This window comes from Acaryochloris sp. CCMEE 5410 (assembly GCF_000238775.2).
Taxonomy (GTDB): Bacteria; Cyanobacteriota; Cyanobacteriia; order Thermosynechococcales; family Thermosynechococcaceae; genus Acaryochloris.
This window is the reverse complement of record NZ_AFEJ02000003.1, coordinates 137,811-152,850: the sequence shown is the minus strand read 5'-3', so window position 1 is coordinate 152,850 and position 15,040 is coordinate 137,811. Positions and strand designations below refer to the sequence as shown.

Here is a 15,040-nt window from a genome sequence, read left to right as displayed (position 1 = left end):
ATCCAGGGGAAACTCTCAAACGCAAGGAATTCAGTGGCTATACGCTCCGCATCTGAAAACAGCTCCCCGCTTAATGCAATGACTGCAAGGTTATTCACATGGTTAATCTGTTAGACCATGGGACATTGAGACACCGGTGTCATGCCGCTTCATCCTCTATGGATTCGGAATCAAGGTCAGCTCCTAGTTCGATATCATCTTCGATTTCGTCTATTTCGAGTAGATCCACATAGTTAATTTCTTGGGGACGTTTTGCTGCTTCTTCACGAACGTCGAGCTTACCAGTGACGATATCGGAGATCAGGCGGGTGCGATATTCGCGAAAAAGAGCAATCTCATCTTTTATCTGCTCAATCACATCATTGATTTTCTTCGTAACGTGAGCTAGTTCCCCAGCTATTTGTTTTTGTTCATCTAAGTCTGGAAGTACTAACCGCCATGACTTAATATGCTTCTGCGCTATTTTTGGCATGGTTCCACTTGAACCACGCGCGTCCTGCTCTATTTGCCTACGACCAAAAGGAGATAAGAGTTGATACATCAGGAACAATGGCTCAACCAATGAACGATCAATTTTAAGCCTATAAATTAAGTCACAAAGAACAGTTTTTGATCGTACGTTTTCAACTACACATACATCCCCTACTAAACTCCTTGTGTTAGAACGAGTTAGCAGGAAGTCTCCTTCCTTAACTTCTATGCCCTCCGGTATTTTGGCTGACTTTGATATAGGTTTGATTGCCTCTGCATTAAAGAGACCCTGCTTAACGGAAGACAATGTCAACACCGCCCATTGATCATCAGCAAGTTCGCCTTCCGCTGCTACGGGGCTCCACCCTTGTTCAATATTCTTAAGACACCTTCCAAGAAGCACATTTTCCCAATGCTCTGGAATATCCCCCAACCATTCAAACCCTGAAGGCTTCATCGGAACATCGGGATTGATACCTCGGGTTACGGCCTCATTAATCACCACTTGCTTTTGTTCATCTAGAAGCTTGATGAGTTTTTGCTTGCTCCGAATATAGCGGCGAATTCGTCGATCGGTATAGTCGAGAAAGCTTGCGATTGCTGTTTGTTCTTTAATAGGAGGAACGAAAAACGGGATCTCTTTCATGCGATCTTGTGACAGATCCCACTGACCTATCCGTACACCATCAGATGCCTGTGTAAAAAATGAAACGTAGACTTGAGAACGAATTGCGTTGTGCAAGTACTTACCAAGTAATCCATTAATATCAAAGACAAAATATGCGGGACTAACAATCCCATTGTATGAGGAGACACCGTAGGATCCCTGCCATGCTTTCATTTTATTCATGGCAAATTGTCCCTTTTTAACAACTTTGTAATTAGTTAGATCGTCAGGGATAAAATTATGATTCTCTTCCTTACTTTCTAAGTTGCGCAGTATCACTCCTTTCTCACGCGTAATTGATAGCAGTGGAAGATTGGGGCGATTTCTCTTGGCGACTACGCGCAAAATATTTCGGAGTTTCTCCACCTCCCAATGATCTGGCACCTTACCCAACCATGGCACCCCAGACTCCTTGTAGGCTGAATAGGGCTTCAACTCACCAATCATTCTGTTCCCTCCCCATTGTCCATCTGCCTCTCAAATGCCTGCCGTATAAGGCCCATCACATAGGGCAACTCTTCCAACGTCTCTAGCCCGACCTCGACATCACCATTGCCCCACCTGCCAAGGTTGGTCACATCCTTACACAACCCCTTTGGATCATAGATTTCGGGATAACGCATATTGAGCGAAAGCCTCAGCCGCTTGGATTGCGGAACCACATCGACGAAATTTGTCTCCGCTTTGTAAGCGACGTATAGCTTCAGAAACTCCTCCGAGACGCATGGATCAAGCGCCAGCACCTGAGCACGGAAGTCCTCAAACACCTCCCGGATCGCCCCACCTTGCAAAAACGGATGGTCATCAATGGTATACCCATCATTTTTTTGAGGTTTAAAGCGATAAGCATCCAACACAGCTGCCTCAATCGTTGGACCATGCCAGACTTTTACAGCCTGATCTGAAAGACGCTCAGCTCGCTGCTTAATAGCCTCCTCATTCCAAACCTCTAACAAGCCCAAGCCATCATTGAGTTTCAACGGACTCTGCTTAAACCCACCTTGCATATCGCGTTTCTCAGGAAAGGGGCGATCGCTATACTCGGGGTTGTAACCAGTCAGCGTCAGATTCCCCAACGTGTGAAGCCACGTTTGCTGAACTGTCTGCCAGTCTGACCCAAGGGCTTCCTGCCAGTCTACTGAGAGGTTTTCGTTTTGTGGCAGGATATGTTCGATGGTGTACTCGTCTACCGGCACACGCTCCTTTCGACCATGATTCTCAATGCGGCGCAGCCAATAGGAACGACTGCGGAAATTATAGAGATCACGGCTCTTGATTTCACGCTTGAATTCCTCATCCTTCGGAAACCGACGATAGGACGGAAGCAGCATGAAATGAGCATGAATACTCTCTAAATACCGATCCTTCTTGAGCGCACGCCCAAAGGTGGCAAACGTCTTGTTAAGCGAATTGGTTGGAATCGCGCTGACTGCACGACGAAAGACATAGCTCTCAATCAGCCGAACCGCTTCAAGCAGTTGATCATGTATGAGTGTGCCGGTCTGATAGTCGTGGTACAGCTCAAGGAGGAAAGGATAGGCAACCTCGACTTTGAGTTCTCGTAGATCCTGAAACGCCTCTGCTAAAAACTTATCGGACTCCTTTCCAAGCGCCATTGCGCAATAGTATTTGGAAAAAGTATGGAGGTCAGCCACAAGACGATCAATATCAGACGGTTCAATCCCCTCGGACCGAAAAAGTGCCTTGAATGCCTGGTAGACCTCTTTCACATTAGGAATATCACCTGTCTTAACTGTAAGGTAGTGACGCATAAAGCTATCGAAGTAACTACTATAGGCTTCCTGACCAAATTCCATCTCCATTGGCCGCCAGTAATCCTGATAGAGTCTGGTTTGATGATCCGGCTCAAGCCCCATCAAAATAAAGTTACGAATCAGGTCTGCTTGGCTCAGCTCCTGACCTGTCGAATTCATGCTCTCAAAGATAAGCTGCGGGTTATCCTGATCACGGCTCAGTGCAATATCGACAATGACCAGCTTTGCAAGCCCCTTGCAGAGTGGCACAAGGTCATCTTTATAGCTTGCTATCTGCTGCTCAAAGAATCGAAAATTCTCCCGCACGCGAATAGAGTGCTCTTTAGGCATATCCTTCTGCTGTACCAGAGCGAGCAGGGTATCTTTATCAGTCTGGGTCAAGATCAGCTTGAAGCCGCGATCACCCTCCTCCAAGGTATTCAAGAGGTAGTAGCTGCGGATTTTTTTCGCAGAGAACCCCTCTAAGGGCTCCGTCCAATCTAGCTGTCTGGAAAGTGCTTCTAGGAGCAGAAATATAGTAGTCAACCGCTGCTGACCGTCAATGACGAGGAGAGGTGATTGGCTTGAAACCTGATAGAGCCCCTTCTCGATATAGACCACTGACCCGATAAAGTGAGCGGATATATCATCATTGAGACCAGCTCGCAGGATGTCATCCCACAACTGACGACATTGCTTTTCGGTCCAGGAATAGGTCCGCTGGTAAATCGGGATAATGAATTGGGGTGATCGCTGGAGAAATGCAAGGAGCTTTGCTTCGGTGGCCTTCATACTGCGCCTATCCCTCCGATAATCTCTTCAAGGAGTCCCTTATTGGCGTTTTCTAGCGCCACAATATCAGCACGAATTTCTGAGAGCTCTCGCAGTGGTTGAGGCTTATAAAAATAACGGGTAAAGCTGATTTCATAGCCAATTTTGATGCTGTTTTCGTCAACCCATGCATCTGCTGCATGAGGTAGTACTTCTCGCTGGATAAAGGCTTCAATTCCTCCCTCTTCTAAAAGAGGAATCTGTTCGGTATCACGCAGACCTGTATCTGTCTCATATTCAACTACACAGGCTTTTCCATCGACACTCGCCTCAAAGAGGCCATTAAGCGGATTAGCTTCTGCTTTCCCTGGCTTATACACCTTCTTAATGACAGGTTCAGCAGATTCATCTTGCTGGGCAAGCACAGACCGAATGAACTTTTCCCGCTTCGCCGTAAACTTCACACCCACCTTTACTGCAATTTTCTTGAGTTCAGTTAGAAATGTGTTGTAGTCCCTGTATGTTCCCTCCTCCAAAGCGACTCGTGCTTTATCGATGACATCTGCAAGCTGCTCATCTCCCGCTCCCTCACACGCTTTTCGAAAGGCAGCACACACCTCATCACTCAAGTTAACCTGAAGCCTGAGTGGCCGCTCAACCGTGACCTTCCAGTAGCCGAATGCTTGATTGGGGAATATCTTTGACTCTTCGCTTTCAGAAAACGCGAGGAAGGTATCACATACCTTCTGGATATCTTCCTCTGAAAGCTCGCAGTTCTTCTTACCTAAGTTCTTTCGCAACGGCTTAAACCACTTCGTCGCATCAATGAGCTGAACTTTGCCTTTTCGATGCTCAGGCTTGCGGTTACTCAAAACCCAAATGTAGGTAGCGATGCCGGTGTTATAGAACATGTTGAGTGGCAACGCCACTATCGCTTCAAGCCAGTCACTCTCGATAATCCATCGCCGAATATTGCTTTCTCCCTGACCGGCATCCCCAGTAAATAGAGATGAGCCGTTATGAACTTCAGCAATACGGCTTCCAAGTGGCGTGTTGTGCTTCATTTTCGAAAGCATATTCGCCAAAAACATCATCTGCCCGTCATTTGACCGGGTAATAAGCGAATACTCCGCATCACTTTTATGTTCTGTAATGAAGCGAGGATCTTTGATATCGCTTTTTCCGCCCATCCGTTCGAGGTCACTCTTCCAACTCTTCCCGTAGGGAGGATTGGAAAGCATGAAGTCAAACTCCCTGGAGGGAAAAGCATCATTAGACAAAGTCGAGTGTTCAGGTCCACCGACGATATTGTCAGCAGCCTCCCCTTCCCCTTTGAGAAGCAGATCTGCTTTGGCGATAGCGTAGGTCTCAGCGTTAATCTCCTGACCATAGAGGTAGGTTGATACCTGCTTATCATGTGCTTCTGCGAGCTCCTTGAGCGTTTCTTCCGCAACAGTCAGCATCCCACCCGTGCCACAAGCTCCGTCATAGAGAAGGTAGGTACCTGACTCAATATCATCAGCCATGGGGAGGAAGATGAGCTTTGCCATGAGCTTTACTGCATCACGGGGTGTCCAGTGCTCCCCCGCTTCCTCATTATTCTCCTCGTTGAAGCGGCGAACTAACTCCTCGAAAATCGTGCCCATTGCATGGTTATCAAGTCCAGGGTGTTTAACTGAGCCATCACCGTTAAGCACCGGATTATGGCTCAAGTTAATCACAGGGTCGAGAAACTTCTCGATAAGGGTGCCTAAAGCATCAGCTTTTGAGAGTCGAGGAATCTGATTTCGGAACTCAAAGTTTTCAAGAATATCCTGCACATTTGTTGAAAAGCCATCGAGGTAGTCCTCAAAGTCAGCCCGAAGCTGCTGCTGGCTTGCCCGGTTACGAAGGTCTCGCAACGTGTATTTCGAGGTATTGTAGAAAGCCTGTCTAGCTGACTGCCTAAGAGCGACCTCCTGATTGACAATACCAGCAGCATCCAAACTGGACTTCATCTCAAGCACTTCCCTCTTCGTAGCCTCTAACTCAGCGTCCAAACGACGAAGCACCGTCATTGGTAGAATAACGTCACGATATTTGCCTCGCACATAAAGGTCACGGAGAACATCGTCAGCTATCCCCCAAATGAAGTTGGTAATCCAATTCAGTTGGCCCTGTTCCATAAAATCACGCCCGTTTTTACGCTGTAATAGACTCAGAACCCTAGCCGCTCTGACGCCTCTATGTTTCTATACTGTTGCTAGTAGCCTCAACCATAAAAAATCCACTATCGTACCAGATCAGCGCCGATCCATCATCCTCAAATCGGATCGTAAAATACTCATCATTCCTTATTCCTGCTCCGCAGACTACGAGCAATGACAGGCTCAAAAAAGTGGCACTCACCCCTTCCCAGCTCAAGCGTGGATAACGTCATCTTTATAGCTTAAATGGTGAAGTGCTTCGATTCCCCGTAGAACTCTGCCTTTGCCACACAAGGGCCATAGACAACGGATAGGTATAGGCGTTATCTCCTAAAACCCTTGATTATCGATACTTCAATCTATCAATGGCTACCAGCCTAACAATCATCCGCATGTAACCAAACCCAGCGGCTAACATCACGCCTAAATCGAAACGTCTCCCACCTTGCTCGATTCCACTGTTTTTGGGCATCACGACGCGCTTGTCGCCTCTTATTGGCCAACCTTCTTAACGCATGTTGAGCAGTAGCAAGATCGCTGACAGCTTTCCGAATAGCCAAATTATAGGAATGCCTCATATTGTAAGCATCATGCAACGGAGAATCGTTCAAATAGGGAGATTGTTGTTCACGTTCCACCTCATCGTGAAGCTTTTTGTAGGCCTCACCCCAGGCTAGAGTTAGGTTCACTATTGCAAATAGTCCACAGCTACTGACTACAGTAAATTGCCAAGCCGGATTCGTTTGAAGACTCACTGGAAGCCTTTGAACAAGGCCAACTGAGGCATAGGCAACCTCAGTAATTACAAGGATTATACTGAGGGTAACTGGTGCATCTCCATGTTTAAGACGAAGCCAAAAAGGAATTGGCTTATAGTTACCGTTCACCAACCATCTGATTTCGTCCCGACGAAACATCATCACAAGCCTCTCGATCCCCTGTTGCTCAGCAGCAGTCAAAAAAAGTGATGCAATAAGGGCACAAACAACTAAAAGACTCTCCTCGCCGCGAATGTCGAGAATCTCAATCTGAAGCAGCTCCATAGTAGATAGAAACACAAGAAAGGCGAGGCCAATGGTTGTAACGTTCCATCGCCCCTTTTGCTGAGAAAGCCAAAGTAGGACAATCTCAATGAAGCCTTTAGGGCTCATACGCTCTGCTCTGATTGCTTGCAGAGTTGCTCGTGCTTCTACGACCCTCTGAGACATCACCATGTATGCCATATCAAGAGCCTGTAGTGTCTCCTGTGCTCGCTTTGCATCAAATGTGCTGTTTAGAACCCCATGGTAAAGTTCATGAAATCTAAGAGGGCTCCTATTTTTGAGAAGTGATGCTAGCTCCTTAGCATGAGGATCATCCATCAACGAGTTGGCCTCATTAAAGGTATGAAATCCCCACGGGGCTGATGGAAGTCCAAATCCAAGTGCTGTAAGGGGCTTTGTTAAAAGATCTTCTACAAACCAGATTCCTCGACGTAGGATCTTCATATCCTTAGAGTCTCCGCATGAGGGTTTTTAGGTCGGAATCAAGAGTTCCGATAACTGCTGCATTGGCAGGCATAGTGCTAAACACAGGGGTAAGAGCAGTGACGTTACTCGCTTGGACACCAGCAACATAGATAGTGACATTGCCACTAGCCGGTATAGTTGAAACAATCCTGGTTAGAGTTGAGATCGTGGCCGGGTTACGGGTGCCGTTTGTGAGAATTACCGCGACCAGGCGCTGGCCCTCTTTAAGGCCATTTGCATGATCCAAGACTCGACGGGCAGCCGCAATTAGAGCCTCATCAGTAGAGGGGGTAAGGTCGTTTAAGCGATGAAGCATAACATCTTCGACTACTTCCCTCGATGAAGCACCTGAATAATCAACCACTGTTGTCTCGCCTAGCAATCTGTCCAAGGACATTGTTTTGAAACGACGAGCCTTTCTAGCAAAACCGTCATAGAAAGCCGTGGCATAATCTTGCTCGTCCTGAGTACTTAGATCGGTGATTACCAAAACGTGAGTATCGGGGAGACTACCTCCAAAGTTTCCACATCCTGCAATGAGCACTGAACCTGCTACTAAAAGCCAAATATGGCGCATGAGAAATCTGTCCTTAATGTGAGAAGGATTGGTAAGAATTTGAGTTGGGTAAATCTCAGGGTAGTGCGTGGGGTAATTGCCCTCCCCTACCCTGAAATGCTTAAGGTTGGGACTCTGGAGGGGTATCTTCGTCTACTTCGATGGATTGAGGCATCTGATCGATAGTTTCTCCGGTCTGATCAATAGATGGAGCTTCCAAGGCCTCAACCTCACCATCTGACGGTTTTAGAATCAGTGATTCAGGAGTGCTGCTAACAATAGCCGGATCAGCCGGTGTATGCCTTACTTTGTAGTAGTCACGCAGCTTTGAAGAAAATGCTGCTCGTATTTGCCCACTCTCAGCAGCATTCGCTAATGCTCGGGCTGCGATGCCAGGTAGATTTTCAATAAAATCCATGACCCTCGCCTCAACAATCCCCGTCATGGCATCTTCAACACCCTGCCCTATCGCACTATCAACGACTGAAAAATCAGTAACAGGGGATGTCTGAGGCATCGGATCACCGTGCTCAAAATGGCCATTATTCTCTACAGAATTGGCCGTCTTCATATTGAGTTGCTGCTCAATCTCAGCCTTATCCATCCCGCTTTCAAACATAAGTCGCACAGGCACAAACCTATCGATCAGCTCCTGGCCTCGATACATCCTCTGACTTGTAGACAGCCCCGCAATCTTAAGGGCTTCATAAACAGTATTCTTCGAAAGGCCGGTATGGTTGACTAGATCAACCTTTGAGTAGTCGCACGTTGGGTCCAAATTATAGTTGTAGTTACTCATCTTTCTCTTGGTCCTTGTTGTGAGTTGATAAAAACTGTGAGAGATGTTGGATAACGTCGGCAGCTCCTAACTGCGCCAAGTCATCAAGACATCGCAAAACCTCTGCTTCAAATAGCCGTAAATTGTCGGCTATTGTGCTCGGTGAAGTCACATCCTGATTCACACGGCTTGGTTTACCTTTCAGCAACCTTTGCAAGTCCTTGGCATTCCATATCTCTGGGCGCTGAAACTGTTTCGGGAGTTCTGTTAGAATTGCTTTTTTCTTAGGGGCAGTTCGCTGCATCACCTGGTGCCACGGTATATGCTTGGCAAACTCCTGGCCCCATTGAGGCGTCTTCATATAGAACGTAAAACCGCTGTCCGGGGAAGGTGGCTTCAAGTTAAGGATGTCAGCACTTTTGATCAGACTCTCTACTGTTCGCCGCTTATCCTCTCGGCATTGCACCTGGCCACCACCGAAACTCCGACTAAAGACATCTTCATACCTTGCGGCATCGCCAAACGCTCCAGCACTCCACTTAGCAGTTCCAAGAGTATTAGCCCCTAGAAATATCTGGATAGGAAAATTCGTTAGTAAAGCCTCAGCTTCCTTCTCTCCATAGTCAGATTTTAGGCCTTCAAACGACTGCGATAGCGCTATGATTAATCCACCCGATCCCCTGACCATCTCACTTGTGGTAACCAACTGAGGGATTTTCTCCAGGAAACTCATGTCGTCAATAAGGGGTAATTGAAGGGTTGCTGACACCAGACGCAACCAAACTAGATCACCCTTCAAAACAGGGCAAATTTACCCCTGAACAATAAGTTTTGCTTAAGTATTTTTTTGCTGTACTACTCGATATTCGAGCAAAGGTTGCCTTGCTGAGATGGGCCCCAACTCAACAACCTCATTACAGCTACTCCCTACGCAGCCAAGTTTTCAATCACCAGACGCTCATTCATGTTGAGGCGGAAACGTCCATAAGGATTGATATGGAGGTAAAACAACGGCGTTAACGCCCTCAAATCTTCTTCCTGCATACGATTCATCCACGTGGGTTCAGAAAGTACTTTTTGAATCATTAGAGTATTGATGTAAACCAGGCTGATTTGCAGTAGGTGCAGGCAAAGCATGGACAGTTCTTGCATCGCCGTTTGATTACTGGCAAAGTCACCATTCTTTCCATAGAAGATGAAGTCATTGGCACTATTCCAATTCTCAACGACATTCAAGCCTTCATTGATCTCTTGCCGTAAGGCTTCATCATGCAAATACTGGCACAGGAAGATGGTCTTAATGGCTCGCCCTAATTCAGCCAAAGCCAAGTAGGTGGGGTGCTTGATGTTGTTGCGAGTGAATCGACTCAGAATGGCTTCAGGTTCGGCAGTGCCTTGCTTCATCGCGGTTGTGAACTGGATCATGGGCTCATATTGCTCCCGAACCAGATCCCAACGAATGGGTCGCTTTAAAATCGCCTTAAGATGGAGATACTTCTTCTTCTGCCCGGACATCGGCAGGTAGAGCTTCTGCTTGTTGATGCCCTTAAAGCGAGGCATCAGCTGGAAATTCAATAAATAGCAAAAGGCAAACCCCACCTCGCTTTGGCCATGGGTATCCACATAGCTTTTATTCACGGACATCTCCGTGCAGTGGCGAAGCACACCCTTAACCATAAAGGCTACCTCCGAGGAAGAACACTTCTTCAGTTGCGAGTAGATACACACAGATTTTTTCTCGACATGCCAGTAGATCATCACCCCCCGGCCGCCATAGCGAACATGCCATTCCGTCATCAAATTCTGGTCCCAAGATTCAAAGTGCCGAGAATCAGACGCACAAGCCGTGGTGGCTTCCCCCCAAATATGAGAAAGGCGAATCCGGAAAATCGCATTGGCCACATCCGTAATGGCACAGCTGAGGGCAGTCTTGTTTAAAAACTTGCGTCGGACATAATGCAATTCAAAGTATCCTGCATCGGCTTCTGAATGAGCGATGCGCTTAATTCCTAAATTGGTGCCCAGTCCGTAAATACACAACAGTAGGCGCTTTCGCAGGGACTGGGGGCTCAATATTTCACGACTAGCCGCACTCTTGAAATGCTGGGTGAAATCAATCCGAAAGTCCGCTTCTTTGAGGACGTCCAATAAATGCGTTAGGGACCACCGGTGGTTGATCTCTTCCTTGAGTTTTTGAATGTTCATGGGTTCCGGTTGTGCCTCAAGCGGGGACACCTTAATTCGTCCTCCTCGCTTACTCAAGATCTCAACTTTGGAATTGTGGGGCATTCCCTGATTCAGTAGGGTCAAAGCGTTTTCCATATCAGCCTGGATTTGAGTGATGAAGGTCTCCACCTCTAGGGGCTGTTGCAGATCCTGGTAGTATTCTTCTCGTCGCTCGTCAAAGTCTTGGGGTAAATCCAGGTCGGGATTGCGATAGCGATTGGCACCGGCGACCCAAATTTCCTTACACCGTAGTTTCTCTCGCAAGGCCCTGAGGACGCACATCTCATAGGCGATGCGATCTACTTTGTCTGGCTGGTCTTCATCCTGATCCAATACCGTCTCTTGCCAGTCTGCACTGACGACCCCTTCGATGGGAACGTCGTCTGCTGAGGCATAAGGTTTTCGGGGGTGTCCACATAGGCTTTGAGTAAATCCACAGCCTGCAGGATGGGCTGGTATTGCTTGTTATTGCAGCGAAAATCAATCACTTCCAGTACCGCAGGAAGCATTTGCCGATAATGATGACCGTAGGAAGAACGGATCCTCGAGTGTAGAAGTTGTCGGTAAGTCTGACCGCCATCATTGTAGGAGTCAACAAATGCCTCCAGAGTTTGCTCACTGGCAACGGGGTAGATAACATCTCTGACCAAGCCATCTGGTGTGGCTAGGGCTGCGGTGGCCACCTGATAAAACAGCTGGGTATGAGAGTCGGTTTTTTTGACTTTAGCGATCACCTCTGACGTCACTTTATTCTTGCTGCGTGTATCAATGCGATGAACGATCTGAATCAATAAATCCATGATGTTGTCGATGATCTCTTGGCACCGCTGCCAGCAGAAACTCGCGAGTAAGGTGAGTCGGATGGTTTTGGGGTGATGCCTCAACTCTGATAAGGTTTCTGTCTCCACTCGGAGCCGATAACACTCCAGAACTCGTGGGCTTAGATGAGAAAACAGGGTATCTGGCAAAGCCACTTGGCGGAGTCGTTGGAGTTTGATGACTTCTGAAAGCAGGCTATTGAGACCGACTGGTCCTGGGTCTTTTTCAATGCACTCAGGGGAGGATCTGGTATCTCTTTACCCGGCGTCACCTTGGGTTCTTGGATCAATTTATCGAGCTCAGTCTGAGTTTGCTTGGACAACTGCTTAAGGGTTAAGGAAAAAGCTGCCTCTCAAATAGGTGTTGAGCAGACCGAATTAAGCGCTTAATTCTAGCGGGGGTTGGTGGTTCAATCCGAAGAGAACGCAGTTGAGCATAGACTTTCAATTTCAGATGATGATAGTCCTGCTCTTGACTCAGAGCTGAATCGACTAACCAAGTGCGTAACTGATTTTGGTCTGTTACCGTGGCTTGTCGAAATCCAGTAAATTGGCGAATCTGGGCCCGGTGATTCTGAATGCTCCTACCTCGCCAGTTATAGTCTTGAAACTGCTCTGGCAATAAGTTTAGCTGGCTTGCTACAAAGGTTATGGCCATACGAGGAATCTCATACTTCTGTTCAGGGAAGCGTCCTTCGTATTGGAAAATTTAAGCAGCAGGACAAATCCTAAGCGGTTTGCGCCTTGACGTCTGGACAACAGATGTTCCTCATCAGGCTGGATAGACCAATGCTCAAGTAGCTCTTCTGGATGCCATTTCCGTTTCATGCAATTACGCTCCTATGAAAGTGAATTCACTAGAGCGTAAGGCAAGTTTTTGTACTATAAGTACAGATTATAAATTGAGGGTGAGGTCAGTTAATGCAATTTACAGTTCTTAATGCCTATAGCCATTGATAGGAAAGGGTTTCAGTCTTGGTTGCGTCTGGTGTCAGCGACCCTTCAATTACCCCATCTTATATATTGATCTCCAAGTGCTGATACAGTGGTGCAATTTATGTCACGTTTTGCTCAAACTCCCGACATCCAGTCTGTCCGTCTTATTGAGTTTGGCAAGGAGAAATCAGAGCCGAGTTCAATCCCATTGAAACCAGCTGTAGTTAATCTGCGATCGCAAAGAATCGAACAGTTCCTCACCCTGAAGAACCTGGCGGCCAATACCCGACGCAATTATGAACGACATCTACGACAGTTCAGCTTGTGGGTGAACAAGGACTGGCACCAGATCACCTTAAATGACTTGAAGCGCTATAAGACTTACCTAGAATCGGGTCGGCAGTTGAAGCAAGGTTCCGTGGGGGCTGTCCTGATTGCAATCAAGAGTTTCTTTTCCTGGTTGATCAAGGCTGGGTATATCGAGGATAACCCCAGTGCCGCCATCAGTATTCCGGTAACTCCGGAAACGGAAGGAAAGAACCTGGAATTGTTTCAGGTGGAGGCCCTGTTTGAAGCGCTGGAAGGTCGGAGTACTGAGATCCGGGACCGAGCGATTCTCTGTTTGATGATCTATGCCGGGTTAAGAGCTGAGGAAATCTCTCTGCTTAATGCCGGGGATTATAACGGTGTGGAGATCGCGATTCGGCAGGCTAAGCATGGGTCCGTTGGTAAGGTGCCTGTAGATGATCAAACTGATGCAGCACTGCGGGCCAATCTCCGAGTTCGGATGACAGACTGTGAGGGAGAGATGACGGCAGACGATCCAATGTTTGCCTCTACGAGTCATCGAAATAAAGGTCAACGGTTGGGGTATGAGGGCATCTATAAGATGGTCAAAGCCCTGGCCCAGGATGCAGGCTGGCCTGATATTCACCCCCATAAAGGACGGCATACCTATGCCAGTCAGTTGATTGAGAATGGCATGGATGCCTACCTGGCGATGACATTGATGCGCCAGAGATCCGTGAAGGCATTTGAGGTATATTCCCAGAAAGTCAGGTATCGGACGGCCAAAGGGGTGTTTCTGGAGAATAAAGGGGAAGTGGAGCGACAGCCTATGTCGTTGGAAGAGCTGGTGACTGCCGGTGAGGAATCCAATGTTGAAATGGTTCCGTTAAAGGCATTTGTTGTGGAGCCTGATTTAGTTACCTCGATCCGAGCGGTGGATATGCCTTTGAATACTATTCAGGTGGGGTTAGTCCTGAAGGTATCAGGGAAGAAAAAGGGCAAGGTCAGAAAAGAGATAGAGGATCGGGTGTTGAGTCCGCATCAGATGGTCAAGCTGAAACCACGAGGAAATGAGTACCAGCTGATTGTTGGGGTTGAGGAAGACGATGACTTGTCAGCGATCCTCTCTCAGATGAAGTGGGAGATGGAGGTTCTGGGAGAGTTGGATGAATGCTTGGTGAAAGTCGCGTGGGTTAGGGATGGTTTGATAGTTAAAAGAGCCTAATTTGTTATTGGAGAAACAGTGGCAAATCCTGAGCATCTAGCAGAGTTAATGAAGGGGGTTGAATCTTGGAATGAATGGAAATCGATCCACTTGATTAACCCGTCAACTTTTTCCGGAACTGAACTGCGTGAGGCGCTTCAGAATGGGATTGATGTTTATTCTTTGCCCTTTCGGGCTGACCTTCGTGGGGCTGATTTGGAGGGAATTGATCTAAATCATATTGACTTATGTTGGGCTGATTTGAGGGGCACTAATTTAGCAGGGGCCAATCTTCAAGCAGCCAATCTTATGAAGACTGATTTTTGCCAAGCCAATCTCAGTGGAGCCATATTGAGCGGAGCCTCCCTACAGGACGCAGTGATGACACAAGCAGACCTAAATGGAGCCATCCTAATCAAAACCAGCATGATTCAAACTCGATTGAGGGGGGCCATTTTGAGGGGAGCTAACTTGAAACAAGCCCGTATATTGGGGTCTTTTCTCGAAGACGTCAATCTGAAAAAGGGTGTTCTTGAAAAGGCTGATCTCAAGGGGTCGAAATTTAAAAATGCGAATCTAAATGGGGCAACCCTGGAAGGCGCTGATCTTAGAGCTTCCAACTTTTGTGGGGCTGACTTAGAGGAGGCTAGCTTAAGAGGAGCCAATGTGCGATCAGTGAAGCTTTGTGATGCCAACCTCAATAGGACTGACTTTAGAGACGCCCATCATCTCACCTGGTGGACTGTCAGAGACGCCAAAAACTGGAAAAAAGGGATTTATGACACAGCCTTCGGCAAAATGTTAGCGCAGATCATTCAATCGAACGAAGATGAAGATTAGAGCACAAACCGCTAACGTCGATAGTGCATAAAGTTGG

Annotated in this window: 13 protein-coding genes; 2 read left to right on the top strand and 11 right to left on the bottom strand. The window is 47.3% G+C overall.

The window, feature by feature from the left end; all coding sequences use genetic code 11:
* Positions 1 to 139: 139 nt before the first annotated feature.
* The 11 genes from ON05_RS30955 to ON05_RS30905 all read right to left on the bottom strand — a co-directional run bounded on the left by ON05_RS30955 (position 140) and on the right by ON05_RS30905 (position 12,563).
* Positions 140 to 1,585, bottom strand: a complete 1,446-nt coding sequence (locus ON05_RS30955) for a restriction endonuclease subunit S (RefSeq protein WP_010480490.1) — start codon at positions 1,583 to 1,585, stop codon at positions 140 to 142.
* Positions 1,582 to 3,684, bottom strand: a complete 2,103-nt coding sequence (locus ON05_RS30950; RefSeq protein ID WP_010480492.1) for a DUF262 domain-containing protein — start codon at positions 3,682 to 3,684, stop codon at positions 1,582 to 1,584. The genes ON05_RS30955 and ON05_RS30950 overlap by 4 nt, the downstream gene beginning before the upstream one ends.
* Entirely contained in the window at positions 3,681 to 5,828 is a 2,148-nt protein-coding gene (locus ON05_RS30945) for a class I SAM-dependent DNA methyltransferase (protein ID WP_010480494.1), read from the bottom strand. Before ON05_RS30945 ends, ON05_RS30950 begins: the two co-directional genes overlap by 4 nt.
* Positions 5,829 to 6,226: 398 nt before the next feature.
* On the bottom strand, positions 6,227 to 7,000 hold the full coding sequence (locus tag ON05_RS30940; RefSeq protein ID WP_236619162.1) for a hypothetical protein: 774 nt from the start codon (positions 6,998 to 7,000) through the stop codon (positions 6,227 to 6,229).
* 340 nt (positions 7,001 to 7,340) lie between these two features.
* Positions 7,341 to 7,934 (bottom strand): VWA domain-containing protein, encoded by a 594-nt coding sequence (locus ON05_RS30935; protein ID WP_010480496.1) that lies wholly within the window; start codon positions 7,932 to 7,934, stop codon positions 7,341 to 7,343.
* Positions 7,935 to 8,034: 100 nt separating this feature from the next.
* Complete coding sequence (locus ON05_RS30930) at positions 8,035 to 8,712, bottom strand: hypothetical protein (RefSeq protein WP_010480498.1); 678 nt, start codon at positions 8,710 to 8,712, stop codon at positions 8,035 to 8,037.
* A complete protein-coding gene (locus ON05_RS30925) occupies positions 8,705 to 9,460 on the bottom strand; it encodes a TraM recognition domain-containing protein (protein WP_139026166.1) in 756 nt (251 codons plus the stop codon). Before ON05_RS30925 ends, ON05_RS30930 begins: the two co-directional genes overlap by 8 nt.
* A gap of 158 nt (positions 9,461 to 9,618) precedes the next feature.
* Positions 9,619 to 11,250 carry a Tn3 family transposase gene (locus ON05_RS30920; protein WP_262562551.1) on the bottom strand — a complete coding sequence of 544 codons (1,632 nt, stop codon included), beginning with the start codon at positions 11,248 to 11,250 and terminating at the stop codon, positions 9,619 to 9,621.
* The gene (locus ON05_RS30915; protein WP_262562550.1) at positions 11,217 to 11,891 is read right to left on the bottom strand and encodes a hypothetical protein; all 675 of its coding nucleotides are present in this window, start codon (positions 11,889 to 11,891) and stop codon (positions 11,217 to 11,219) included. The genes ON05_RS30920 and ON05_RS30915 overlap by 34 nt, the downstream gene beginning before the upstream one ends.
* Positions 11,892 to 12,069: 178 nt before the next feature.
* Complete coding sequence (locus ON05_RS30910; protein WP_262562549.1) at positions 12,070 to 12,393, bottom strand: DUF4158 domain-containing protein; 324 nt, start codon at positions 12,391 to 12,393, stop codon at positions 12,070 to 12,072.
* Positions 12,384 to 12,563 (bottom strand): DUF4158 domain-containing protein, encoded by a 180-nt coding sequence (locus tag ON05_RS30905; RefSeq protein ID WP_262562548.1) that lies wholly within the window; start codon positions 12,561 to 12,563, stop codon positions 12,384 to 12,386. The genes ON05_RS30910 and ON05_RS30905 overlap by 10 nt, the downstream gene beginning before the upstream one ends.
* A gap of 229 nt (positions 12,564 to 12,792) precedes the next feature.
* Between ON05_RS30905 and ON05_RS30900 the strand changes: the two genes are divergently transcribed.
* Together ON05_RS30900 and ON05_RS30895 are read left to right on the top strand one after the other, a co-directional pair.
* Complete coding sequence (locus tag ON05_RS30900; RefSeq protein ID WP_010471853.1) at positions 12,793 to 14,184, top strand: tyrosine-type recombinase/integrase; 1,392 nt, start codon at positions 12,793 to 12,795, stop codon at positions 14,182 to 14,184.
* 18 nt (positions 14,185 to 14,202) lie between these two features.
* Positions 14,203 to 15,003 carry a pentapeptide repeat-containing protein gene (locus ON05_RS30895; RefSeq protein WP_050857448.1) on the top strand — a complete coding sequence of 267 codons (801 nt, stop codon included), beginning with the start codon at positions 14,203 to 14,205 and terminating at the stop codon, positions 15,001 to 15,003.
* The last annotated feature ends 37 nt before the right edge of the window (positions 15,004 to 15,040 follow it).

Coding starts and splice junctions, on each gene's coding strand:
- ON05_RS30935 (WP_010480496.1), bottom strand. CDS start 7,934: ATGCGCCATATTTGGCTTTTAGTAGCAGGTTCAGTGCTCATTGCAGGA.
- ON05_RS30910 (WP_262562549.1), bottom strand. CDS start 12,393: ATGGCCATAACCTTTGTAGCAAGCCAGCTAAACTTATTGCCAGAGCAG.
- ON05_RS30900 (WP_010471853.1), top strand. CDS start 12,793: ATGTCACGTTTTGCTCAAACTCCCGACATCCAGTCTGTCCGTCTTATT.
- ON05_RS30930 (WP_010480498.1), bottom strand. CDS start 8,712: ATGAGTAACTACAACTATAATTTGGACCCAACGTGCGACTACTCAAAG.
- ON05_RS30950 (WP_010480492.1), bottom strand. CDS start 3,684: ATGAAGGCCACCGAAGCAAAGCTCCTTGCATTTCTCCAGCGATCACCC.
- ON05_RS30955 (WP_010480490.1), bottom strand. CDS start 1,585: ATGATTGGTGAGTTGAAGCCCTATTCAGCCTACAAGGAGTCTGGGGTG.
- ON05_RS30905 (WP_262562548.1), bottom strand. CDS start 12,563: ATGAAACGGAAATGGCATCCAGAAGAGCTACTTGAGCATTGGTCTATC.
- ON05_RS30940 (WP_236619162.1), bottom strand. CDS start 7,000: ATGAGCCCTAAAGGCTTCATTGAGATTGTCCTACTTTGGCTTTCTCAG.
- ON05_RS30945 (WP_010480494.1), bottom strand. CDS start 5,828: ATGGAACAGGGCCAACTGAATTGGATTACCAACTTCATTTGGGGGATA.